Source organism: Paenibacillus antibioticophila, assembly GCF_000455265.1.
Taxonomy (GTDB): domain Bacteria; phylum Bacillota; class Bacilli; order Paenibacillales; family Paenibacillaceae; genus Fontibacillus; species Fontibacillus antibioticophila.
This window is the reverse complement of sequence record NZ_HG005139.1, coordinates 2,140,350-2,162,426: the sequence shown is the minus strand read 5'-3', so window position 1 is coordinate 2,162,426 and position 22,077 is coordinate 2,140,350. Positions and strand designations below refer to the sequence as shown.

General features: G+C 45.1%; 27 protein-coding genes. 16 read left to right on the top strand and 11 right to left on the bottom strand.

Annotated features, from left to right (window positions below):
- Positions 1-33 precede the first annotated feature (33 nt).
- Positions 34-432 (top strand): hypothetical protein, encoded by a 399-nt coding sequence (locus TX85_RS09950; protein WP_044478973.1) that lies wholly within the window; start codon positions 34-36, stop codon positions 430-432.
- A gap of 186 nt (positions 433-618) precedes the next feature.
- On the opposite strand, the gene TX85_RS09945 is transcribed toward TX85_RS09950, so the two are convergent.
- From TX85_RS09945 to TX85_RS09935, 3 genes are read right to left on the bottom strand one after another with little or no spacing between them, the layout of a single operon-like run.
- Positions 619-1,362: an ABC transporter permease gene (locus TX85_RS09945; RefSeq protein WP_044478971.1), complete on the bottom strand. Its 744-nt coding sequence runs from the start codon at positions 1,360-1,362 to the stop codon at positions 619-621.
- Positions 1,349-2,083: an ABC transporter ATP-binding protein gene (locus TX85_RS09940; RefSeq protein ID WP_044478970.1), complete on the bottom strand. Its 735-nt coding sequence runs from the start codon at positions 2,081-2,083 to the stop codon at positions 1,349-1,351. Before TX85_RS09940 ends, TX85_RS09945 begins: the two co-directional genes overlap by 14 nt.
- Positions 2,084-2,142: 59 nt before the next feature.
- On the bottom strand, positions 2,143-2,913 hold the full coding sequence (locus tag TX85_RS09935; RefSeq protein ID WP_044478969.1) for a MerR family transcriptional regulator: 771 nt from the start codon (positions 2,911-2,913) through the stop codon (positions 2,143-2,145).
- Between the two features lie 356 nt (positions 2,914-3,269).
- Here TX85_RS09935 and TX85_RS09930 point away from each other — a divergent pair, with 356 nt between their 5' ends.
- The 7 genes from TX85_RS09930 to TX85_RS28185 all read left to right on the top strand — a co-directional run bounded on the left by TX85_RS09930 (position 3,270) and on the right by TX85_RS28185 (position 8,470).
- On the top strand, positions 3,270-3,704 hold the full coding sequence (locus tag TX85_RS09930) for a GNAT family N-acetyltransferase (RefSeq protein WP_044478968.1): 435 nt from the start codon (positions 3,270-3,272) through the stop codon (positions 3,702-3,704).
- 290 nt (positions 3,705-3,994) lie between these two features.
- Positions 3,995-4,372 (top strand): hypothetical protein, encoded by a 378-nt coding sequence (locus TX85_RS09925; RefSeq protein WP_044478967.1) that lies wholly within the window; start codon positions 3,995-3,997, stop codon positions 4,370-4,372.
- A gap of 328 nt (positions 4,373-4,700) precedes the next feature.
- Positions 4,701-4,796, top strand: a complete 96-nt coding sequence (gene comI, locus TX85_RS25840) for a competence inhibitor ComI (RefSeq protein WP_071784179.1) — start codon at positions 4,701-4,703, stop codon at positions 4,794-4,796.
- Positions 4,797-5,680: 884 nt separating this feature from the next.
- Positions 5,681-6,310, top strand: coding sequence for a GNAT family N-acetyltransferase (locus TX85_RS09920; RefSeq protein ID WP_044478966.1), 630 nt, complete (start codon positions 5,681-5,683; stop codon positions 6,308-6,310).
- A 326-nt stretch (positions 6,311-6,636) separates the two neighbouring features.
- Positions 6,637-7,248, top strand: coding sequence for an HD domain-containing protein (locus tag TX85_RS09915; RefSeq protein ID WP_044478965.1), 612 nt, complete (start codon positions 6,637-6,639; stop codon positions 7,246-7,248).
- A 237-nt stretch (positions 7,249-7,485) separates the two neighbouring features.
- Positions 7,486-7,965: a DinB family protein gene (locus tag TX85_RS09910; protein ID WP_044478964.1), complete on the top strand. Its 480-nt coding sequence runs from the start codon at positions 7,486-7,488 to the stop codon at positions 7,963-7,965.
- A gap of 229 nt (positions 7,966-8,194) precedes the next feature.
- Positions 8,195-8,470, top strand: a complete 276-nt coding sequence (locus TX85_RS28185; RefSeq protein ID WP_049894894.1) for an NUDIX domain-containing protein — start codon at positions 8,195-8,197, stop codon at positions 8,468-8,470.
- A gap of 352 nt (positions 8,471-8,822) precedes the next feature.
- Here TX85_RS28185 and TX85_RS09900 read toward each other — a convergent pair whose 3' ends face one another.
- Positions 8,823-9,089: a type II toxin-antitoxin system RelE family toxin gene (locus TX85_RS09900; RefSeq protein WP_044478963.1), complete on the bottom strand. Its 267-nt coding sequence runs from the start codon at positions 9,087-9,089 to the stop codon at positions 8,823-8,825.
- On the bottom strand, positions 9,073-9,312 hold the full coding sequence (locus tag TX85_RS09895) for a hypothetical protein (protein WP_044478962.1): 240 nt from the start codon (positions 9,310-9,312) through the stop codon (positions 9,073-9,075). The genes TX85_RS09900 and TX85_RS09895 overlap by 17 nt, the downstream gene beginning before the upstream one ends.
- A gap of 311 nt (positions 9,313-9,623) precedes the next feature.
- Between TX85_RS09895 and TX85_RS09890 the strand changes: the two genes are divergently transcribed.
- Both TX85_RS09890 and TX85_RS09885 read left to right on the top strand, forming a co-directional pair.
- On the top strand, positions 9,624-10,175 hold the full coding sequence (locus TX85_RS09890) for an AAA family ATPase (RefSeq protein WP_044478961.1): 552 nt from the start codon (positions 9,624-9,626) through the stop codon (positions 10,173-10,175).
- A gap of 204 nt (positions 10,176-10,379) precedes the next feature.
- The gene (locus TX85_RS09885; RefSeq protein WP_044478960.1) at positions 10,380-10,814 is read left to right on the top strand and encodes a GNAT family N-acetyltransferase; all 435 of its coding nucleotides are present in this window, start codon (positions 10,380-10,382) and stop codon (positions 10,812-10,814) included.
- 353 nt (positions 10,815-11,167) lie between these two features.
- Here TX85_RS09885 and TX85_RS09880 read toward each other — a convergent pair whose 3' ends face one another.
- The 5 genes from TX85_RS09880 to TX85_RS09860 are packed head-to-tail and all read right to left on the bottom strand — an operon-like array spanning position 11,168 to position 16,206.
- Complete coding sequence (locus tag TX85_RS09880) at positions 11,168-11,986, bottom strand: MBL fold metallo-hydrolase (RefSeq protein ID WP_044478959.1); 819 nt, start codon at positions 11,984-11,986, stop codon at positions 11,168-11,170.
- Positions 11,987-12,024: 38 nt separating this feature from the next.
- Entirely contained in the window at positions 12,025-13,182 is a 1,158-nt protein-coding gene (locus TX85_RS09875; protein ID WP_044478958.1) for a GntR family transcriptional regulator, read from the bottom strand.
- A 38-nt stretch (positions 13,183-13,220) separates the two neighbouring features.
- Positions 13,221-14,057, bottom strand: a complete 837-nt coding sequence (locus TX85_RS09870; protein WP_044478957.1) for a carbohydrate ABC transporter permease — start codon at positions 14,055-14,057, stop codon at positions 13,221-13,223.
- Positions 14,058-14,069: 12 nt separating this feature from the next.
- A complete protein-coding gene (locus TX85_RS09865; RefSeq protein ID WP_101781130.1) occupies positions 14,070-14,957 on the bottom strand; it encodes a carbohydrate ABC transporter permease in 888 nt (295 codons plus the stop codon).
- A gap of 10 nt (positions 14,958-14,967) precedes the next feature.
- Positions 14,968-16,206 carry an ABC transporter substrate-binding protein gene (locus tag TX85_RS09860; RefSeq protein WP_044479957.1) on the bottom strand — a complete coding sequence of 413 codons (1,239 nt, stop codon included), beginning with the start codon at positions 16,204-16,206 and terminating at the stop codon, positions 14,968-14,970.
- A gap of 451 nt (positions 16,207-16,657) precedes the next feature.
- On the opposite strand from TX85_RS09860, the gene TX85_RS25835 reads away from it, so the two are divergent.
- Together TX85_RS25835 and TX85_RS27540 are read left to right on the top strand one after the other, a co-directional pair.
- A complete protein-coding gene (locus tag TX85_RS25835) occupies positions 16,658-16,777 on the top strand; it encodes a nucleotidyltransferase family protein (RefSeq protein ID WP_081671687.1) in 120 nt (39 codons plus the stop codon).
- Between the two features lie 192 nt (positions 16,778-16,969).
- Entirely contained in the window at positions 16,970-17,065 is a 96-nt protein-coding gene (locus TX85_RS27540; protein WP_222860707.1) for a putative holin-like toxin, read from the top strand.
- A gap of 307 nt (positions 17,066-17,372) precedes the next feature.
- Here the strand turns inward: TX85_RS27540 and TX85_RS09855 are convergent, their stop codons facing one another.
- Complete coding sequence (locus TX85_RS09855) at positions 17,373-18,083, bottom strand: GntR family transcriptional regulator (RefSeq protein ID WP_044478955.1); 711 nt, start codon at positions 18,081-18,083, stop codon at positions 17,373-17,375.
- A gap of 207 nt (positions 18,084-18,290) precedes the next feature.
- On the opposite strand from TX85_RS09855, the gene TX85_RS09850 reads away from it, so the two are divergent.
- From TX85_RS09850 to TX85_RS27535, 4 genes are all read left to right on the top strand, one after another.
- Positions 18,291-19,265: an SIS domain-containing protein gene (locus TX85_RS09850; RefSeq protein WP_044478954.1), complete on the top strand. Its 975-nt coding sequence runs from the start codon at positions 18,291-18,293 to the stop codon at positions 19,263-19,265.
- A gap of 39 nt (positions 19,266-19,304) precedes the next feature.
- A complete protein-coding gene (locus tag TX85_RS09845; RefSeq protein WP_044478953.1) occupies positions 19,305-20,174 on the top strand; it encodes a fructoselysine 6-kinase in 870 nt (289 codons plus the stop codon).
- Positions 20,175-20,296: 122 nt separating this feature from the next.
- Complete coding sequence (locus tag TX85_RS09840; RefSeq protein ID WP_044478952.1) at positions 20,297-21,613, top strand: anaerobic C4-dicarboxylate transporter family protein; 1,317 nt, start codon at positions 20,297-20,299, stop codon at positions 21,611-21,613.
- A gap of 33 nt (positions 21,614-21,646) precedes the next feature.
- Positions 21,647-22,077 (top strand): sugar phosphate isomerase/epimerase family protein (locus tag TX85_RS27535; RefSeq protein WP_233500677.1); only part of this gene is annotated, 431 nt, incomplete at its 3' end.

Below are 22,077 nucleotides of genomic sequence, written 5' to 3'. Positions count from 1 at the left end.
TTCATTTAATCTATATTAGAAAGGATGGTTATTATGCAAATTGGATCTTTGGAGCATTGTACATGTATCTATCATTCTCCAACCATTGGAGGAACGGGAAAGCAAACCACCACGACGGAGACGGGGGCAGGGAGATCCTTCAATCAATATTTGGCACCGCTTCTCACGGGGATGTTGTACCCTTCCCCAATGCAAAGTAGCGGGTTGTCTTCCGGTAATTTGGCAAATCTTCTGCCTTTGTTCATGTTATCCTCCAATCTGTCCCCCTTCGGCAGCTTCAACGGAATGAACAGCAGTTCCCTCTCCTTAATGCCGTTGCTGCTCGGTACCGGGATGGGGGGCACCGCTTATACGCAGCCTTATTCCAGGTATCAAAGTCCGTTGCTTTCAAGTCAGCTGCAGCCGACTTCGAGGTTTAACTTGACGCTTTAATAAACACAAAGTTATCAGAAGGTTAACTAGAAAATACAAGAGGGAATGAGGACATACGAATATTGGGGCGGAAATTATCGTCCGCTTGAAGAACTCCTGGAGGAAAGCTTTAATCAGCGCCAGGAAGGGAAGTAAGTGTATCAAGCCTGCTGCCGTGAACCGGCAGCAGGCTTTTTATCGTCATCCCTATTCCCATTTGAAGAAACGCAGAGCAATGGCGGTACAGACTATGGCTACTGTAATCATGATGATGATGGGAAGCAGCACGATGTCCAACGGCAACCCAAGCGAGGCTGCTTTCAGCAGTTTGATGCCTTGCGTTAAAGGCAGAACATCGGCGATTTTTTGCAGTGCCGCAGGCATCACTTCGTACGGTAGCGTCGTACCCGAGAAGATGAGCATCGGAAAATACAGGAGACTGGCGATGACTCCGGCAATTTTCGGGTTTGGCGCGAGACCGCCGACCATGACCCCGATGCTGAATATTGACAGCATAATCAGAAGATACGCTCCCAGAAAATGAAGCCAGGATCCCTGCAATTGATAGTCAAAAAAGAGGGCGGCCGTCACAAATACGAGAATGAGCGATACGATGGAATAAAGCGCGTAATTCACCACCTGCACGGCCAGAATCAGGGCAGGGCTCGTAGGTGTCACCTTGAATCGCTTGAGTATTTTTCGACTCCGATATTCGGATATGACCAGCGGGAGTCCCATGACCCCGCCGGCACAAATTGCAATGGTCGCGACGGCTCCAAAGGATTGATCGACGAACGTATACTCGGCTCCCTCAAAAGCGGGTTTATTTCCAAAGATAACTCCTAAGACGATCAATACCACGATAGGCATGCAAATGGCGAAGATGACCATGTCCATCCCGCGCAGGGAGAGCTTGCTTTCCGATATTAGCAGGGCTTTAAATGACCGCATATTCATACCCCTCCTTGTCCGTATACCAAAGATATGCATCCTCAAATTTGTCATAGGGACTGGCTTCAACGGCTTCCTGTACCGTACCGCAGAAAATGCTCTCCCCTTGCTTCAAAATCATGATGTTGTCGCACAGCGCTTCTACCTCGTCCATAAAGTGAGAGGTCAACAGAATCGTCAGGCCCTTGGCCTTCAGGTCGGAGAGGCATCTCCACACATCCCGCCGTGCTCTGGCATCCAAACCGGTTGTCAACTCGTCCAAAAACACGACCTCCGGGTTCGGAATGAGCGCCAGTACGATAAACAGGCGCTGCTTTTCGCCGCCGGACAGCTCGCTGACCAGATTTTTCACCTTGTCCATAAGTCCGAACTGCTGCAATAGCCCCGCATAGTCCCGAGCGTCTTTATATAGGGAGGCCGTAACTTCGCATAGCTCGGAAACTCTGATTTTATCCTGATAGTTGGCCTCCTGAAACTGAACGCCGACCCTTGCGAACAGCTTCTTGCGATCCTTGTGGACATCCATGCCGAGAATGGACACCGTGCCGCGATCCTTCTTCTTTGTGCCTAGAATGCACTCGATTGTCGTACTTTTGCCTGCTCCGTTGGCGCCAAGCAGTCCGAACACTTCCCCGCGCTTCACCACCATGTTAATGTCGTTCACGGCCTTGACCTGGCCGTAGGACTTGCATAAGCCTACTACTTGTAAGGTCGTTTCCACAAAATATCCCTCCTGTATTGATGTGCAATAAAAAAATAACACCAGAACAGAGTCTGGTGTTAAAGTGGAGGGTTTGCGGAAAAATTTTTGTTCATGAACTCTAGTCGAGCGAGTATCGTCAGCGCGTTCTGTTCTGCGTTCTGTAGGGACGTGAGTAGTTTGTCGCAGACCGAGATGATGTCATCGCTCTCTCCCGGGGTGTTGATGATTTCGCGGATATCTGCGTCCGGATTCAGGGAGAGGGTGTTTAGCATGCGCAAAATGGATGCTAAAGAGTAGTTGGCGCAACGCAGGCAGCGGATGATTTTCAAGCGGTGTAAATCGTCATTGGAGTACATGCGATATCCATTATGTTTACGCGTTACTGTCAGCAGACCGTTCAGCTCCCAGTTTCTTAGGGCATCCATAGAGATTCGCATCAAATCGGCTGCTTCCTTTCTTGTTAACGCCACCGTGCTGTCCGTTGCTTGTGTGTCGTCTTTTCTGGATAAGAGCTTTTCGACGATGGATATGGCTTCTTCCGCGCGGGACTGTTCCTCTTTAATTTGCTGCAAATATTGCTCCGCCAGGCTGATCGCTTTGCTGAAGTTGCTGGAAGCCGATGTCTTGATAATCTCCATCGCCTGCTTCCGCAGTCCGTTCTGCACAATCTCAACCTGTAGCGCGAGCTTCACCAGCTTGATCTGCTCGACATGCAGCGCGGTAAAGACGCGATAACCATTGCTTTTCCTTTCAGGTCTAGGGATCAGGTGGAGCTCTTCATATAGCCTAACTGTGTTGGGATGGATTCCGACCATGTGGGCGAGTTCGGAGGTTCTATATGTGCTCATTGAAATGATCACCTCTTAGGGAAGGAATTATATCGTTATTATTTCATTATATAACGGAGTGGAAGGCTGGTGATAAAGTGGAGGGTTTCTGGAAGAGAGTCAGGCAGGAAAAGCTAGGAGCCATAGCTTTGGTTCGCTTGGTTATAGGCTTACCTGAAGAAAGAATTTATTGCGAGTAAATATTATTGTTTTTCGTCATATTATTCCATTCATATGGTAGGGTAGAATGTATATAGAAAGTAACGGATGGGGCGTAGATACTGTTTGTATTATATGGGTTTGTGTAATGCGTGAATATGTGAGTTATATGACATCCTAATTGCATTAAAAACATAAAAACGAAAGCAGGAATTACTATGATAACTATTAAGAATATCGAATTATTGGATATTCAAAAATTATCTATATTATATGAAGAACTTACAAATAAGCCCACTAATATAAATAAACTAATAAATGCATATTCTAACTTAATAAACAACAAGGACTATATTGTATTAGGGGCATATCAGGATGATGAACTCGTCGGATCGCTGATGGGAATCGTATGTCAAGATTTAGTTGGTGAATGCAAGCCATTTATGGTCATTGAGAACGTGGTGGTAGCTAAGTCTGCTAGAAGAATGGGTATAGGCAGAGATTTAATGATTAAAATTGAACAAATAGCGAGAGAAAGAGACTGTTATTACATAATATTTGTATCTGGTGAACAACGAGTTGAGGCACACGCCTTTTATAAATCGTTGGGGTTCAAAGAGGAAAATGTAGAGGGATATCGGAAACATTTATAAATAAATATAAGAGAATATTAGATTGATTATTGAATTATGTGAATATTCGAAGTTGAGGGGGACGTCACATAACACCGCATTCACGCTGCGGGCCAGCAAGCTATTCCTTGATCCGCACGAGGTATTTCGGGGGAGAGGTAGCAGGTGGACACATCCCACCGGCTAAGTGGCGTAGCCGCCACCCGGCAGACAAGCTGCCTTAAGCCGCTGTGACGTCGTGAATGCATGAACGTTATATGAAATCCTGGCAACAAATTAATTAATAAATAATAGAGGAGGAGACTTATTCGATGGAAGCTATCATTGTAGCTATTGTAGTTCCAATACTAACTTCATTGTTATCTTATTTAGGGGCAAGACATCAATCAAAGACCGAACTATTAAAAGTAAAAGAACAACAGACGCTTGAAATTCAAAAACTGAGGGAACAACAAAACTCAGAAATTGAGAAGATACGTGAACAGTCTTTTAGAGAGATAGAAAAAATAAAAATAGAAATAGACAAACAAGCAGAACTATATGAGAAGAACAAACAGACTGATGTAATGGGGAAACTTTTTGATAAGATTATCGAAGGAGATACATCCGGAATTGATGCTCTTGAAAAACTTAATAAACAAATACAAAGTGGACGATTTAAGAACTCAAATCATCCGGCTAAAAGATAATAATGTTATTGATTTCGAGGATGGCCAGGACATCATATAACACCGCATTCACGCATCGGGGCATTCGCCCCTCGGTCCGCGAGATGGATTTTCGGAGAAGCGATATCAGCGGACAACCCTGCACCGGCTAAGTCTGACGACCCGCGCTACGCGCTTAAGCCGGTGAGGGTTCGTGAATGCCTGAACGTTATAGGAAATTCCGGCAAACTACATATAAATCATGAAACCCGAACAAACATTCTATCTAGAACTGGCTATGTGTGGTAGAATAAGGAAGTACAATTGAATCTTGGGTGGGCATGGTTTCCCTTCGAAAGGGGGTGAGACCATGGAAGTTAAAGATGCAATCCAAATTATGTTCCTATTTGGAATGTTTATTCTTGCACTTTTAACATACATCGGGAATAACAACAAGAGAAAGTAAAAACCCACCCTAAGGTTAGCGCCAGAGGTGGGTTTTTATTGTCTGTAACTTAAAAGGGAATAAACCATCCAAGCCAATTGTATAGCCGAGTGTTCGTAGCACTCGGTTTTTCTTATACAAATGATACCATATCTACAAGACGATGAAAACCCGAAAATCAAAATGCAAAGACCTGAATAAACACACTATACAACCTTATATGAAAATTAAGAAGTAGCTCGAAGAAGGCCGGAACATCCTATAACATAGTATTCACGCTGCTGCCCCTAACGGGGCCTTGGTCTGCAAAGGGGCATATCAAGGAAGCGGAATCAGCAGACAACCCTGCACTGGCTAAGTCCGTCGGACCCGGGGCTTGCGCCCCTTAAGCCAGTGAAGGTTCATGAATACAATAACGTTATAGGAAATCCATAGCGGGGAAAGAGCCTAAAGAGTATAAAGAGCTACAAGAAGGAAGAGGTAGAATCCTTTACGGTTCATGAATGGGTTAGGGCGGTCAAGCTGAGGAGGAAGAACGTTTCCTCCGGAAACTGACTAATTGAAATGTAGATGGCTTATTCGAAGATACAATGGACCGTTCCCGATAGGGAACTGACTGGATTTGAGCCGAACGAACAGTCGAAGTAGCCCCGCTACGAACAACCCATAACATCATATTCACGCGTCGGGCGTGCGCCCTTGGTCCGGCCGGAGCTAGAAGTGAATTCGGAGCGGCTATACATATACAGGGAGGTTGATGCAGCCGGACACCCCGGCTTCGCCGGGGTCGTGAATACAGTAGACGTTATCGGAAAGATACGCAGTACAGTAATATTACAAAATCAAGATTAAGCGCTTTAAGTTCATGGGATTATATAATAATTGAACGCAGGAGGATAACCATTATGAAGCTTGAAATCAAACCTCTCACCCCGGCTCTTTCCGAAGACTTTTTTGATTTTTTCGACAATCGAGCGTTTACTGACAATTCTCCTATGCAGCCGTGCTTCTGTTGCCGACCTCAAATGACTATGGAGCAGGAGAAAACTGAACTATTCGGATTAATTGAGGCAAACCCTGGAGTCATGCCTCGCGACATACCTAGTTTCAAGTCGACGCTCCGAAAAATTGCTGAACAGCAAATTTTTAACGGTGATTTGCAGGGTTACTTGGCACTTGAAAGTGGCGTATCTATCGGTTGGTGTAATGCTAACGATAAGGAAAATTATACGACACTTGGTATCGGTGAAGAGATCAGAAATGCGTATAAAGATAGTCCCAATAAGAGGATTAAGTCTGTGTTATGCTTTGAGATTGCTCCGAATTATCGCGGTAAAGGTATTGCCACCGCTTTGCTTACTCATGTGTGCGAGGATGCGAAGGCAAAAGGCTTTGATGTAATTGAGGGGTATCCTCACCTACGCCTCCAACGTGAAACTTTCGATTTCATCGGCCCGGCCCGGCTATTTGAAAAAGCCGGATTCAGTAAAGTGGCGGAACAAGGTAACGTTGCTATTATGAGAAAAAAGGTTTGAAAAGAACCATAAGTCAATGAGAATTGAATGCTCGACAAACAAGGAGTTCAAACTGACTGTGGAAGGCTTTTAAACAGATTATTAAGTGATTTTTGAGAAGTTTATTCCAAGAAGGCGTATCCATCCGATAACACTACATTCACGCTGCGGGCCTGACAGCCCTTGGTTTGCCCGAGGTTTTGCGAGGGAGTGGAACCAGCAGACAACCCTGCACTGGCTAAGTCCAGCGGACCCGGGGCTAGCGCCCCTTAAGCCAGTGAGGGTTCGTGAATACAAGAACGTTATCGGAAATTCTTGCGTGCGGTTAATACGTTTTAGGAGGGCTTATGAAGTTAGTATATAATAATCTTGTTATAAATACTTTATCTGGAAATCTCAAGGATGACATATATAATTTTTTAGTGAACAATGGTTGCCCTAAAACTGCGGAGCATTGTGTCAGGGTGGGGAAAGAGGCAAGAAAGATAGCAGAAAGATTTAATGCTAATGCAGATTCAGCTGAAATAGCTGGATATTTACATGATATAAGTGCAGTTTATTCTGACGATGTAAGGATTCAAGTTTCCTATGATCTAGGTATTGAAGTACTGTCTGAAGAAGAGGCTTTTCCATTGATAATTCATCAGAAGATATCTAAAGAAATGGCCAGAGATATATTTAATATTATGGATCAGGAAATTCTTGATGCAGTTGGATGTCATACGACACTAAAGAAAAATTCAACTATTTTAGACAAGGTTTTGTTTGTTGCAGATAAGATTGAATGGGACCAAATTGGGGAACCTCCATATTTATTTCAGATTACGCAGAAACTAGATCATTCTTTGAACGATGCAGCATTCGAATATATTGATTTTTTATGGAAACAGCAAGATAACCTTAGAGTTATTCATCCATGGCTTAGAGACGCTTATTATGAATTGAAGGACTTAGTTTAGTAATTCGAAGAAGGCAAGAACATCCGATAACATCGTATCTACGCTGCGTGCCTTTCGGCCCTTGGTCTGCAAGAGGCATTTCGCAGATGAAACTCAGCAGACAACACCTGCGAGGCTAAGTCCGTCGGACCCGATCGCGTGCGCTCCCTTAAGCCTCTCGGGTTCGTAGATACAGAAACGTTATGTGAAAGTTCGGTAGTTCTAAATAAAAATCTGAAAGATTTAAGGGGCGAAGCCATGAAAAGTCTCATTTTGTATAACTGGGAAGTTCGGGATGAATATATAAAAGCTTTTAGTAGCTTGTCAAAAGAGGAATTGTTTAAAGACCGAAATGCAGGGCTTGGGACGATTATAAAGACATTATTGCATATTATAGATGTTGAATATAGCTGGATCAGGGCAATGAATAAAAAGCCAGATATTTCGATAAATTTAGATGAATACAAGGATCTTCCAGAAGTTTTAGAATTATCTAATCAGTTAAGAGTTGAAATCAAAGAATATATAAATCAATGGAACGATAACTTGGAGAATGACAGGGTAGAACCTTCTTGGATGGAAGAATCATTTAGAAAAGGCGAAATCTTTAGACATATATTGGTTCATGAAGTTCATCATATTGGACAATTATCAATTTGGGCAAGGGAATTAGGAATAGAACCAATCAGTTCAAATTTTATAGGAAGAGACATTTTTAATAAATTGAAGAACATGTAAGCAACTCAAGGAGACCGAACCTTCACATAACAATGCATTCACGCGGCGGGCCTTACGGCCCTGGGTCGCCAGAGGCATTTCGGGGAGTGGATTCAGGCGACAACCTTGCGAACCTAACCGCGTCGCGGCCGCCCCCGTTGGGGGCTTAAGGTTCTCGGGTTCGTGAATGCGGGAACGTTATGTGAAAGTGCTGCAAATCTAATAAATCTACTCACGGGGGTAATTCGAGATGATTAGAAATACAGTCCGGGCATTGATAGTCCAGGACGAAATGTTGCTCGCAATTAAGAAAGAACGTCCCGAAATAGGTGTCTATTTTACCTTGCCAGGAGGTGCACAGGAGCCAGGTGAAACATTGGATCAGACTTTAAAGCGTGAGTGCCTAGAAGAACTTGGGGTAAATATATTGGATTACAAATTAGTTTGTACTAGCAGTACCTATCTAAGAATCACGAATACTCTTTTTTATTATGAAGGAAGTACATGCAGTAGAATTCATATATGAATGCAACATTAATTCGACTAATTTTTTCCTTAGCCCACAGGCTGATATCGGACAAATCGGAATTGAGTGGTTACCAATTGAAAGGATTAAACAAACTCAGTCGGATGAGCTAACAAATACATATCAATTCCCCATTACAACTAAAGACTTTCTCAAGGAATACTTTATAGATCAGATATTAGAACCACATAAAAGTAAGGTATTTGAGAGTTAATCAGGAAGGCATCACCATCACATAACACCGCATTCACGCTGCGGGCTGGCGCCCTTAAGCCGTGAGGGTTCGTGAATACAAGAACGTTATCTGAAACCGGTGTAAAACAATAAAAAGACACTTGAGACCCAAGTGCCACTAAGATTTGTAAATATCTCCTCGTGATCCTAGCTTAATAACTATAATGATTAACTCTTTATCTATTATTGAATAGACAATTCTAAAGGATCCTACTCGAAGTCGATATTGATTTTCAACACCTTGCATCTTCTTGATATCAAGTTCAGGATGCCTAGGATCATCGGATAGAATTTTCAGATGATCCAGAATCCGATTACGTGTAGTAGAATCTTGTTTTTGAAGATTTTTGTAGGCATCTTTAAGGAACTTAACTTCGTAGTTCATGTTCAACATCCTTAAAGTTAATCAATTCACCTTTTAAGTATGCTTCTTTGGCTTTATTAATGGCATCTAGATCATCTTGAGTAGTGGGCTCATCATCAAGTGGGACTTCTCTGTGAGGTGATTTTTTTTGGGAAAGACGTTCCATTAATTCAGAAACCAGTTCGAGGTCTTTATCAGATAACCGATCCAGTAATTCATTAAATCGTTCTTTATTAATGGCCATAACAGATACTCCTTTCAAGAACTAATTATAACCATTATAACATCAAATACACCTGGATGAGTTATGGAAGCTTCTCGAAGAGGACACCGGCATCAGATAACACCGTGTTCACACATCGGGCATTAGCCCTCCATCCGGCACGAAGCTAGAAGTGAATTCAGAGAGGCAGTTCAGCAGCAGGGAAGTAGATTCAACCGGACACACCCGCACCACCTAACCGTATCGTGGCCGGTTCCCTTCGGTCACTTAAGGCTTTTTGGTTCGTGAATACAAGGACTTTAGGTGAAATCAGTCGAGAACAGGAGATCTAAATGATAATTATGATTAATGGAGCTTTCGGCTCCGGAAAGACTACAACAGCTTATAAGCTACAAACAATGGTTCCGAATAGTATGATTTTTGATCCCGAAGAAATTGGATATATGCTAAGAAAACTTATCTCTGAAGAAGCAAGACATGACAACGAACGTACCGATGACTTTCAAGATATTGAACTTTGGAGGATCCTTACAGTTCAAATAGCCAGGGAAGTAAAAAGAAAGTACAAGAAACATTTAATTGTGCCAATGACCATATACAAAACAACAAATTATGAATATATCACAAAGGGGTTTAGGGAATTAGATGAGGAGTTATATCATTTTTGTTTGATTGCTAATGAGGATACATTAAAGAAACGCTTAACAAATCGAGGAGATATAGTTGGCGGCTGGCAATTTCAGCAGATAGAAAAATGTATAAATGCTTTTAAAGACCAAAAATTTAAGGAGAAGATAATAACGGATGAATTAAGTACAAATGACATAATAAATACAATATTAGTGACGATTGAAGGCTATTCAGAAAGGACTGACTTCGCCTAACACCGTATTCACGCAGCGGGCCATTCGGCCCTTGGCTTGCAGAGGCACTTTCAGAAGCGGTTTCAGAAGACAACCCTGTGAGTCTAAGTCTGGTGACCCGCTCACTCCGTTCGCTTAAGCCTCTCGGATTCGTGAATACAAGAACGTTATATGACCCCCCCCCTTAATTGCATTAAAAACATAAAAACGAAAGCAGGAATTACTATGGTAACTATTAAGAATATAGAATTATTGGATATTCAAAAATTATCCATATTATATGAAGAACTTACAAATAAGCCCACTAATATAAATAAACTAATAAATACATATTCTAACTTAATAAATAACAAGGACTATATTGTACTAGGGGCATATCAGGATGATGAGCTCGTCGGATCGCTGATGGGAATCGTATGTCAAGATTTAGTTGGTGAATGCAAGCCATTTATGGTCATTGAGAACGTGGTGGTAGCTAAGTCTGCTAGAAGAATGGGTATAGGCAGAGATTTAATGATTAAAATTGAACAAATAGCGAGAGAAAGAGACTGTTATTACATAATATTTGTATCTGGTGGACAACGAGTTGAGGCACACGCCTTTTATAAATCGTTGGGGTTCAAAGAGGAAAATGTAGAGGGATATCGGAAACATTTATAAATAGATATAAGAGAATATCAGATTAATTATTGAATATGTGAATATTCGAAGTTGAGGGGGGGACGTCACATAACACCGCATTCACGCTGCGGGCTAGCAAGCTATCCCTTGGTCCGCACGAGGTATTTCGGGGGAGAGCTTTCATTCATTCGAGACTGCCAGGAGCAGGCGGTGATGAATTTTGAACTCATGCAACTGCTGCAAAAAGCACTGGAACGGCACGGGTTATACAGGGAAGCCGAACGATTGTTACGCTGTAGTGAGGTATTATTCTAAAGAAATACATGAACCATAATATGTAAGTAAACCCACCCCAGGCTTCGAATAGCCAGGGTGGGTTTATTGTTACCTCGTCAAATATAAGTCACCCATCCGTCATAGGCTGGCTCAATGCCCACCGGACGAAAGATGTCTTCCAGCTCCCCGTGTGTTAGTCCTGAGTTATGGCTGAAATGGGTCACAGCCATGCGGCCCTCCGCTCTCAGGATGTTCTCGGCCCGGAACCTCTTCTGCGTCTCCAGAATGGTTTCCACTCCCATGTGATTGCGGTCCCGTGTGCTGCCGGTATAAGCGCTGGTACAGTCAAGGATGGCAAAATCCAACTGGCGGCCCTGGAGCCATGACCAGGTATCCTCAGGCAGCCAGCCGGTATCATGCCCATACAGCAGTTTTTTCTGATTTCTCTCTACGCAGTACAACAGGCAGGTTTCAAGGGGATCATGATCCGCAGGCAGCGGTGTGATAGTCGTATCTCCAAGGATTATGGTGCGGAACGGTCGCATGAGATGCAGCGCAAACCGTTGCCCGATAAAGCGGCCGATAGCGATTCGGCTCTTATGCATGGCAGCATCGTTGCCGCAAATATTAAGCAAATGATCAATCCCGTGGGCGATGCCTGGCGTCCGGCTGTCCAGGTCATATGGATTGTAATGGTCGGTGTGCGTATGGGTCACGAGCAAATGCTGAATGGCTCCCATATCAACCTGATCTCTGAGCGCCTGCATATAGGAATCCGGTGAGTAATCGAATTTTATAATATCGTCAATAATCGCTGAGCTGCGTGTGCGGATGTTTTTGCCCCCGAGCTCGCGCGCTTTTTGGCAGTGTCCGCAGCGGCAGAACGCGTTGGGATATCCCTCCGCCGCCGCTGTTCCAAGAAAATGGATTTTCATTAAAAATAGAACCTCCGATAGCGTTTATTCCGAAAGAATCAGATGAGCGATTTCACTGACTCCCGTTCTGTGATCGTTGTTTCGATTTTGATCGTTAGCTCCTTTTCCATAGAATTGTTCATCCGTTTCATCAACAGATGGAATGCCGACTGAGCCAATTGAGTCGTTGGCTGCCTGACGGTTGTCATCGGAACCGGAAGCAGGGGAGACAAATACTGATCACTGAAGCCGACGATGGACAATTGATCCGGCACGGATATGCCAAGCTGCAGTGCTGTGTACATGGCGGAACCCGCGATGTGATCATCCCCGCACATCACCGCTGTCATCCCGGGATTGTTCCGAAGGAAGTCCACCTGTTCGGGAAGCAGCTTTTTGAGCTGCATGAGGTCGCACTCCTCGCTGCGGATCAGCAACTGGCTGTGATTGACGGCTATGCCATGGTCCAGCAGGGCCTGGATGTATCCCTGATAGCGATCCTCCAGGCTTGTGACCCCGCTGGGAGGGGTAGTGATATATCCAATGTGTCGATGGCCTTTGTCTATCAAATACCTGGCCATCATGTACGAGCCTTTAAAATGATCATGATGCACACAGTCAATCTGAATTTCACGGAAAATCCGGTCGATAATGACGAGCGGAAATTTGTCCAGCTTCAGCTTCAGCACCTGGTCGCTGCACGTTTTACGACCTTGCGGAAACAAAATAATGCCGTCAATGCCGCCCGCGACCAACTCACTCAGGCATTGATCCTCGTCTTCTCTGTCGCAGCTCATTCGGAACATGATTTCGCAGCCGTGCTTTCTGGCTTCACGATCAACGGATGTTAATATCCGGGAAGTATAGTCGGACAAATGAGGCAGGACGATGGCAATTTTGCGGCTGCTCTGCTCCGGCAGTGGAGGAATGGCCGCAACAGGGCGGGATTTCCCCGCAGGGTGATCCTGGCGATCCACGGCGGCGGATTCCGCCAGGAAGGTCCCCCTTCTTGGCAGTCTGTAGACGATGCCCTGTTCGGCAAGCTGGTTCAAGGCCAACTTGCTGGTCATCCGGCTGACGCCAAATTGTCTCGCAAGCTCACCCTCGGAAGGAACAGGTTCATGGGGCTGAATGTTCCGTTCCCGGATGATCTCCATAATTTCTTCCGCCATTTGCAGATAGAGAAGGTTACTGTTCTTGAGCTGCAGCGCTCTCACCGGCGATTCCTCCTGTTCCGTATGGTCTTTTGGCGCGGCTAACCTTTTATCCCCGTGAACGTAATTCCTTGAATAAAGGTCTTTTGCAGCAAGAAATAAAGCACGACAAGCGGAAGCGTCATACAAATAGACGCCGCCATCAGCAGGCTCCATTCCATGGTTTCGTCGCTCTGGAACTGCTGCAGTCCCAGCGAGAGTGTATATTGCGCGGGATCATTCAGGTACAGCAACGGGCCGAGAAAGTCATTCCAGCTGCTCATAAATTGGAACAAACCGGCGGACAGTACGGCAGGCAACGCGGCGGGAAGCATAATCTGCGCATAGATTCGCAGCTCGCTTGCCCCATCGATGCGTGCCGCTTCCTGAAGCTCCGTGGGCAGTCCAAGAAAAAATTGGCGCAGCATAAATATATATACCGGTACCCCGAAGACAGGCTGAATAATGATAGGCAGTATGGTCCCGATCCAACCCAGCTTGTGAAAAAGAATAAATTCAGGAATCATCGTAACCTGGGTCGGCACCATCATGACGCTGACGGTAACGGCGAACAACACGCTCCGGCCCTTCCAGCGAAGCTTGGCCAGACTGTAGGCCACCAGCGGACAGGTCACGACAACGCCAAGCGTCGTGAAGAAGGTGACCACAATGGTATTCTTAAGCAGATTCCAGAACGAGCTTCGTTCTATCGCGTCCGGATAATTCGACCAAACCAACGGATGAGGCAGCAGGCTTAACGGATCCGTGAAGAGCTGCGAATCCTGTTTGAGGGAGGTCGATACAATCCACAGAAACGGCCCGACAAACAGGATCAGACAGCTCAACAGAAGGATATAGACAGGGACGCGCCGGATTAACTTTCCAATGTTGTGGCTCATGAAATCCCTCCTTTAATCCCCTTGGTAGTGAACCCATTTTCTAGAGGAAACCGTTATAACTATCGTCAGCAATAGCGTAATGACAAACAGAATCCAGGCCATGGCTGAGGCGTAGCCCATTTTGAGATACAGAAAGCCGTTATCATAGAGATACATGACATAGAACACCAAGGAGCGGGATGGAGAACCGCTGCCGCCAGTCAGGCTGTAGGGGAGGGAGAATACCTGCAGAGCGCCAACGATTCCCATGACCAGATTGTAAAAAATAACAGGAGTCATCAGCGGCAGTGTAATATGCCAGAGCTTTCGGTGCCAGCGGGCACCGTCAACCTCGGCAGCTTCATAATAATCCCTCGAAATCGTCTGCAGCCCGGCAAGAAGGATGGTCATAATCTGCCCGACGCTCCATAGCTCGATCAGAACGAGAGTAGGCTTGGACCAGCTTTCGTCGTTCAACCATGCCGGTCCTTCGATGCCCCACGCCGCAAGCACATTGTTGACGGCACCATATTGCGGATGCAAGAGCCAAGTCCAAATGATCGCCTTGGCAATGAGTGGAACAAGCGTCGGCAGAAAGAACAGTGTTCGGTAAATGGTCCTCCCTTTAATGTTCATATTCAAAAGAAGAGCCAGGATCAGGCTGCTGACGATGCTGAGCGGGACAAAGGCAGCGGCAAAATAAAGCGTGTTGGCTACCGACTGCCAAAATACCTTATCCGCCATAAGCTGGCGGTAATTCTGAAGCCCGACAAAATTGCCGGGTTTCAGAATACTGTAGGAGGTGAAGCTTAAATAGATAGAGCTTAGCAACGGGTAAAGGTAAAAAATCAACAGGCCTGCAATCCATGGTGAGGCAAAAAGCCAGCCGGCGGCATTTTTCTTCAGGAAGCGTGTCATCATATCCGTCCCTTTAATTTTGCCGATCCTGTTTCAGCGCCTCGTTGACCTTGGCCGTAATATCGTTCAGGATATCCTGGGGCTTCGCTTTATTGTTATAGGCCGTCTCCATACCGCTTTGCAGCTCATTCCACAGAAGCTGTCCTTGCGAGATAACCGGACGCCAGTGTGCGATATCGAGCAACCCCAAAATTTGCTGGCTGACCGGATCATCGGCAAATACCTTTTCATTCACCTCGGGTACCACGGACAGATAAGCTCCCGCCATGAATTCCTGAGCTGTGTCTTCGGCAAAATACTTCACCAGCTCAAATCCGCCTTCCACATTTTTGGCGCCCCGGGGGATCACCACGCTGTAGCCGCCGGACCATGTCGTAGATTCATGCCCTTCGGGGGCAGGAATAGGGGTTACGCCGTAATTCAAATCAGGGTTATTGTTCTTAATCGTCGATACAAGCAGATTGTTGCCCACCTCCATACTGATCTGACCGGCGGCGAACGGATCAAGTTGGGCGTTGCTCGTAATCGCGCTGAATTTTGTCACATCATGAGCGTTGGCATAATCCTGAATCCATTGCATCGCAGCGACAATGTTCGGGTCGTTGGCTGTGACTTCTCCGCTATCGAGATTGTAAAACTCGCCCCCGAAGGTCCAGCCCCATGTGTAGAAATTGCCCTGTCCGGCCCAAGGAACGAAGGCCGCGCGATTGTCGTCTGCCGATTTGTCGTCCAATTGAGCCGCCGCTTGCTCCAGCTCTTTAATCGTCCGTGGGGGATTGTCCGGGTTCAGGCCCGCTTCCATAAAGTGATCTTTATTATAAAACAGCACGCGCCCGTCGGTCGTTACAGGCATTCCAAATATCTTGCCGTCCACAACGACTTCATTCCATGCTGCCGGATAGAAGCGGCTGGAATCAACCCCGTCCTGCTCCATGAGTGACGTGAGGTCGGTTAACGCATCCTGCTGGGCCCAGGAGGCAATCTGGAAGCGATCGAAGAAGACGACATCAGGACCTGTTCCTCCGGCAATCGCCGACAGCAGCTTTTGCCCGCCGCCAACGGTCAAGTCAGCCACATAGACGGAGTTTACCTCAAGCTCCGGGTGAGCTTGCTTGAAGCCGTTGATTGTTTGTTCAATGGCTTCGCCCGCTACCCCGGTTTTGTCATACCAGAAGGTAATTGGATTTGAAGCCTGCTTAGCCTCAGGGGCCGCCTGGCTTGAACAACCGAACAGCAAAGCCATAATAAGCATTATTGCAAGAACGGAATACCCACGTTTTAACCCAGCCTTCTTTCGAAACACTTATGCATCATTCCTTTTCGCTATTTTGTAGACCATCCAGGTGCCGGAGAGCGCTCATTTTTCCGAACCAGGGCCTGGCCTGAAAAAAGCGTAATTTATGTCACTGACACATTCAATGTCAGATGAGTAAAGTCAGCGTAAAAGTTATGTAAAGGAAGAAGCATTAAGATGCCATTGGGTAAGGTGGTTGGAGAATTTTAGGATTTGTCAAGTGTTTTTTCGCAAAAGCAGCCACATTTTTCAAATGTTTTTTCCAATTCGAGATGTGGTGAATTAAAAAATCCCCCTACGAAAGTAGGAGGGAGGCAAGTATGGTGGGACGAGGAAATCCTTATCCCACAAGTCTCGGCGATTGCCGAGAGGCTATTTAATTACTAGGAGGTAGGAACCATGACTTAGTATTGCAAAATCAAATGGTGCAAAAAAGATTAGTTTGTTTGGTTCTGCAGCTCGCGGAGAAGAGCGTGAGGATAGTGATATTGACTTTCTAGTGGAATTTGAAGAGGACAAATCTTTGTGATAGTAACTGAGAATTCGATCCATTGGAAAATGAAAGATATTATCTTAAGTGAGGCTATTCAATTATGAAGGACGAAAAAGTTTATTTAACACATATCTTAGAATGTATTGAATATTGGGATATTATGGTAAAATGAGGAAGTACAATTGAATCTTGGGTGGGCATGGTTTCCCTTCGACAGGAGGTGAGATCATGGAGTTGAAAGACGCAATTACTATCATGATTCTATTCGCAACATTTGTCTTGGCTCCTTTAACATACATCGGGAATAACTACAAGAAAAAGTAAAACCCACCCTAAGGTTTCGCGGCCATAGGTGGGTTTTTGTGCCCTAATTGACTGAAGGGATATATCCATCCAAGCCAATTGTATAGCCGGGTGTTAGCAGCACCCGGTTTTCAAATACAAATGATACCATATTTACAAGACCATGAAAACCTGAAATTGGAGTAATGATAAATCAAAACTGGAAAAAGAAAATATTAATCCGGCTCCTCTGCTAACAATAGCGGGGCTTTTTTTATTCATTGGCTCAATTGCTTACCCGTAACAGAACACAACTTCGCCATCAAAGATGACTTTTTTGAACAACCGTTTAAACAATCAATTCAAATCTATCCCCTAATATCAATTGTTTGGAACGATGGATTTTTTGCCCGTCCGGGCTGCTGACGGTACTTCTGATGCAAAGCAGAGGATGGCCTTCCTCGATATTTAAATAGGTGGCCACATCGAAGGAGGCGTACTCCATCACAATATACTTTCGCGATATGCCAAATGAAATTTTGTGCTTGTTTCTTAAAATCTCGTATAAAGATTTATGATTTAAATCCTCCTGTAGCAAAAAAGAATAGGAAGAAGGAAGACGGGTGTATTCCACAGATACAGGAATATTGTCGGCATATCTGATTCTTTCGATGTTAATGATTTTATCTCCGGGTTTTAAGCCCAAATGTTCCTGATCCGGTAACGTAGCCTCTTCAATCACGCACTTAATGACCTTTGCGCCAGGGATTTTGTTTTGCAATTTGCAAGTGTCGCTAAACCCAATCGTCTCCGTGACGTTCTTTCTGATCTTTTCTTTCGTGATAAACGTACCTTTTCCGGGAATTCGCACTAAATAACCTTCAGAGGTAAGTGAATCGAGAGCAGCGCGGACCGTCACGCGGCTCACATTGTTCGTTTCGCTTAATTCCAATTCCGTGGGGAGTTTGTCCCCCGGTGCAAGGATACCGCTATGGATGGAGTCCAGGATTTTATCTTGCAGTTGTTTATATAATGGCACGGATTCAGAATGATCAACCATGGTTATACCTCCAAAAAAACTTTGTATTATATTGTTTTATCAATCCGTCTCTATATTATAACAAAGATAATTTGTTATGAACATAAAAAAGCAATAAAGTGTACTTGTTTTATGTATTGCTATGTGCTACTATTTCATTAATACATTCCAATACAAATCACCGGTGTGGGATGAAAAAAATAAAATGTATCATACAAGGAGAAGAAGATGGACATAAAACAGATTATTGGAGAAATTGTAGCGGAGAAGCAAGAGGTCGGAGGCATTAAGCAGATTTATTATGTAGCATGCGGAGGTTCTTATGGGGCTTTTTATCCGGCCAAAACCTTTCTGGAAAAAGAGGCCAAGAACATTAAAGTAGGACTGTATAACAGCAATGAGTTTGTATACAACACGCCTAAATCATTTGGCGAAAATTCGGTGCTGGTGGTAGCTTCCCATAAGGGTAATACGCCGGAAACGGTCAAAGCGGCCGAGATCGGCAAAAAGGCGGGCGTTCCAGTCATTGCGTTAACCTGGCTCACGGATTCGCCAATTACGGAGCATGCGGATTATGTGGTGAAATATACCTTTGGCGAAGGCAAGGATATCGCTGGTGAAAAAACCATAAAAGCCCTGTTGACGGCGGTAGAGGCATTGAACCAAACTGAGGGATACGAGCATTATAATCAATTCCTCGACGGCGTGGCCAAAATTGATCAGATTGTTAAAAACGCTTGCAAACATGTGGCCAAACGCGCGCTGACGTTCGCCAAAAATCACAAAGAGGATAACGTCATTTACACCATGGCGAGCGGAGCCGGTTACGGGGCGGCCTACATGGAAAGCATCTGTATCTTCATGGAAATGCAGTGGATCAACTCCTCCAGCATTCATTCGGGCGAATTTTTCCACGGACCGTTTGAGATTACAGATGCCGAGATTCCGTTTATCATTCAAATTTCTGAAGGAAGCACACGGCCCCTGGATGAAAGAGCGCTGAAGTTCCTGAACCGTTATGCCAAGAGAGTAGAAGTATTAGACGCCAAGGATTTGGGCTTGTCCACCATCGACAGCTCCGTGGTCGATTACTTCAACCACTCCCTGTATAACAACGTGTACCCGGTTTACAACCAAGCTCTGGCGGTGGAAAGAGAGCATCCGCTTACAACCCGCAGATATATGTGGAAGGTTGAATATTAATTTTACCTACATTTAGAAGCCTCGAAGGGGATTATTCTTATGAAACAATATAAGGTTATCGGCATTGGAGACAACGTAGTAGACAAGTATGTCCACCAGGGTATGATGTACCCTGGTGGCAACGCCCTAAACTTTTGCGCGTATGCCAGAATGTGCGAAATGCAAGCGTCTTATATAGGGAAATTTGGCAATGATCAAGTCGCCGAATATATCAAACAGGTGATGGAGAAGTTGGAGATTGAGCATAGTCATTGCCGGATCTTTGAAGGAGAGAACGGGTATGCGCGAGTTACATTGGAGAACGGAGACCGTATATTTCTCGGATCGAACAAGGGCGGTATAGCGAAGGAAAAGGCTTGGGATTTTACGGAAGAGGACTTGAATTATATTGAACAATTTTCCGTGATTCATACCAGTCTTAACAGCTACATCGAGGGGGATTTGAAGACCTTAAAAAAGAGTAATGTACCGATCTCCTTTGATTTCTCGGTGCGCTGGAATGACGAGTATTTAGAGCAAGTATGCGGGCATGCGGACATTTCCTTTCTTTCCTGCAGTCATCTATCGGATAGCGAACGAGAAAGAGAAATGCGGAAGGCCCAGACCTTCGGCTCCCAAATGGTGATAGGAACGGTGGGGGAAAACGGCTCATACGCGCTTTATAAAGATCAATGGATATACCAGCAGGCTGAATTGACGGAAACCGTGGATACGATGGGAGCGGGCGATTCTTATTTAACAGCTTTTCTTATAGGGATGATCAGAAGCTCGGAAGACGGCAACATGTTCTCAGGTTCGGATGAGGAGATGCTCCGTAGAATCAAAGCAAGCATGGAGCAGGGGGCTGCATTCGCCGCGAAGATATGCCGAATCAACGGTGCTTTTGGCTATGGGACAGCAATTCTATAAAGAAACTTCCGAAACCAAAAGATATACCTTAAACCGGCTGATTGTAAGCGTATTCATTTATGATGGCAAATGCTGCTTAGTTTAGATAGGTCGGTAAATTCATATAAGGAGGGGGAACCTTCATGTTTTGGTTTCAACTGTTAATTATTGTTTTGCTCATATTCTTTGGCGCCAGAAAAGGCGATGTATTTATGGGCTTGCTCGGTGGCGTGGGTGTGGCGATCTTTGTCTTTATCTTTCACGTCAAACCGGCGGCGCCTCCCATCGATGTCATGTTGATTATTTTGGCGGTCGTATTGGCGGCCTCCGCGCTGCAATCTTCGGGAGGGCTTCATTTTCTCGTCCATCTGGCGGAAAAAATGCTCAAAAAGTCGCCTAAAAATATTACGATTATAGCTCCGATCATTTCCTGGTTATTTACGTTCATGTCGGGGACGGGACATGTCGTCTATAGCTTATTGCCAATCATCAATGAACTGGCCATTGACAATAAAATCAGACCGGAAAGGCCGATTTCTAACAGTATCATCGCTTCCCAGCAGGCCATCACCTGCTCGCCGGTATCTGCGGCTACCGCGGCTATGATCGGATTTATGGCTCCCCTTGGTGTGAGTTTGGGAACCATTTTGGCCATCGTGATACCTGCAACACTCTTAGGCATCGTTGCAAGTGCATTGTTGACGATTCGCAAGGGGAAAGAACTGGAGGAAGATCCGGAATACTTGCGTAGGTTGGCGGAAGGGTTAATCGTCAAACCGGAACAAAGTGCAGAGGAAAAAGCGGTCTCAAAAGGAGCGAAAGTCTCGGTTGTTCTCTTTTTGCTGGGCGTTCTGACGATCGTTATCATGGGGCTGTTTACCCATCTCCGTCCATCCTGGGTACAGGGCGATGAGATTACTATTTTATCCATGCCATATACGATTGAGATTATTATGCTGGTTTGCGCTACGCTCATCATTATCTTTGGTCGACCGGCAATCGAAACGATTCTTAACGGTCCGATATTCAGGGCAGGGGCGCTGGCGATGGTTTGTGCTTTTGGGCTCGCGTGGATGAGCAGTACCTTCATCAACGGACAAACCGCTTTTATTCAAGAACATGTTGCTACTATCGTAAATAGCCATCCATGGTCGCTTGCCGTGATCATGTTCATCGTCGCAGCTTTAACCACAAGCCAAGGAGCCACGACGTTGATTATGATTCCGATTGCTATCGCTCTTGATTTGCCTCCTTACATCATCATCGGAGCATGGATGGCCGTCAATGCCAACTACTTTTTGCCAGTCGCGTCGCAGTGCCTGGCCGCCATCTCATTTGATACCGCTGGAACGACCAAAATCGGCAGGTTTGTACTTAATCACAGTTTTATGTTACCGGGATTAATTAATAGTGTTATCTCTATCGTTGTGGCCACTTTAATTGGAAGCGTTTTAATTTAGGGGGAGTAAAGAAGAAGGAGGGATTTCGTTAGTATGATACAGATCTCGCAAGTGGCGGCCGCAAACTATCATTATAAAAGGTATTCTCTAGAGTATTTTTTGAATTCCGCAGCTCGGTTGGGCTTCCGCAATATTGAGTTATGGGCATCAGGACCGCATTTTCATTTGGATTATTTTACGATTCAAGAGGTTAAAAGTTTATACCAACAGATAAAATCAAAGGGCTTAAAAGTTGTCTGCTTGACCCCAGAACAGTATGTCTATCCGGTCAGCATCAGCCATCCGGATCCGGAATACCGCAAACAAAGTGTCGAATATTTTCGCCGGCATATTGAAGCTGCGTCGCTTCTGGAATGTGACAGAGTGCTGGTGACAACGGGAATTGCCTATTTGGATGCCGATGAGACGGAGGCATGGGAATGGTGCAGGGAATCTTTGAGCGAAATTTGTAAAACGGCTGAAAC

Coding starts and splice junctions, on each gene's coding strand:
- TX85_RS09950 (WP_044478973.1), top strand. CDS start 34: ATGCAAATTGGATCTTTGGAGCATTGTACATGTATCTATCATTCTCCA.
- TX85_RS09945 (WP_044478971.1), bottom strand. CDS start 1,362: ATGCGGTCATTTAAAGCCCTGCTAATATCGGAAAGCAAGCTCTCCCTG.
- TX85_RS09935 (WP_044478969.1), bottom strand. CDS start 2,913: ATGAGCACATATAGAACCTCCGAACTCGCCCACATGGTCGGAATCCAT.
- TX85_RS09930 (WP_044478968.1), top strand. CDS start 3,270: ATGATAACTATTAAGAATATCGAATTATTGGATATTCAAAAATTATCT.
- TX85_RS09925 (WP_044478967.1), top strand. CDS start 3,995: ATGGAAGCTATCATTGTAGCTATTGTAGTTCCAATACTAACTTCATTG.
- comI (WP_071784179.1), top strand. CDS start 4,701: ATGGAAGTTAAAGATGCAATCCAAATTATGTTCCTATTTGGAATGTTT.
- TX85_RS09920 (WP_044478966.1), top strand. CDS start 5,681: ATGAAGCTTGAAATCAAACCTCTCACCCCGGCTCTTTCCGAAGACTTT.
- TX85_RS09915 (WP_044478965.1), top strand. CDS start 6,637: ATGAAGTTAGTATATAATAATCTTGTTATAAATACTTTATCTGGAAAT.
- TX85_RS09910 (WP_044478964.1), top strand. CDS start 7,486: ATGAAAAGTCTCATTTTGTATAACTGGGAAGTTCGGGATGAATATATA.
- TX85_RS28185 (WP_049894894.1), top strand. CDS start 8,195: ATGATTAGAAATACAGTCCGGGCATTGATAGTCCAGGACGAAATGTTG.
- TX85_RS09900 (WP_044478963.1), bottom strand. CDS start 9,089: ATGAACTACGAAGTTAAGTTCCTTAAAGATGCCTACAAAAATCTTCAA.
- TX85_RS09895 (WP_044478962.1), bottom strand. CDS start 9,312: ATGGCCATTAATAAAGAACGATTTAATGAATTACTGGATCGGTTATCT.
- TX85_RS09890 (WP_044478961.1), top strand. CDS start 9,624: ATGATAATTATGATTAATGGAGCTTTCGGCTCCGGAAAGACTACAACA.
- TX85_RS09885 (WP_044478960.1), top strand. CDS start 10,380: ATGGTAACTATTAAGAATATAGAATTATTGGATATTCAAAAATTATCC.
- TX85_RS09880 (WP_044478959.1), bottom strand. CDS start 11,986: ATGAAAATCCATTTTCTTGGAACAGCGGCGGCGGAGGGATATCCCAAC.
- TX85_RS09870 (WP_044478957.1), bottom strand. CDS start 14,057: ATGAGCCACAACATTGGAAAGTTAATCCGGCGCGTCCCTGTCTATATC.
- TX85_RS09865 (WP_101781130.1), bottom strand. CDS start 14,957: ATGATGACACGCTTCCTGAAGAAAAATGCCGCCGGCTGGCTTTTTGCC.
- TX85_RS09860 (WP_044479957.1), bottom strand. CDS start 16,206: ATGCTTATTATGGCTTTGCTGTTCGGTTGTTCAAGCCAGGCGGCCCCT.
- TX85_RS27540 (WP_222860707.1), top strand. CDS start 16,970: ATGGAGTTGAAAGACGCAATTACTATCATGATTCTATTCGCAACATTT.
- TX85_RS09855 (WP_044478955.1), bottom strand. CDS start 18,083: ATGGTTGATCATTCTGAATCCGTGCCATTATATAAACAACTGCAAGAT.
- TX85_RS09850 (WP_044478954.1), top strand. CDS start 18,291: ATGGACATAAAACAGATTATTGGAGAAATTGTAGCGGAGAAGCAAGAG.
- TX85_RS09845 (WP_044478953.1), top strand. CDS start 19,305: ATGAAACAATATAAGGTTATCGGCATTGGAGACAACGTAGTAGACAAG.
- TX85_RS09840 (WP_044478952.1), top strand. CDS start 20,297: ATGTTTTGGTTTCAACTGTTAATTATTGTTTTGCTCATATTCTTTGGC.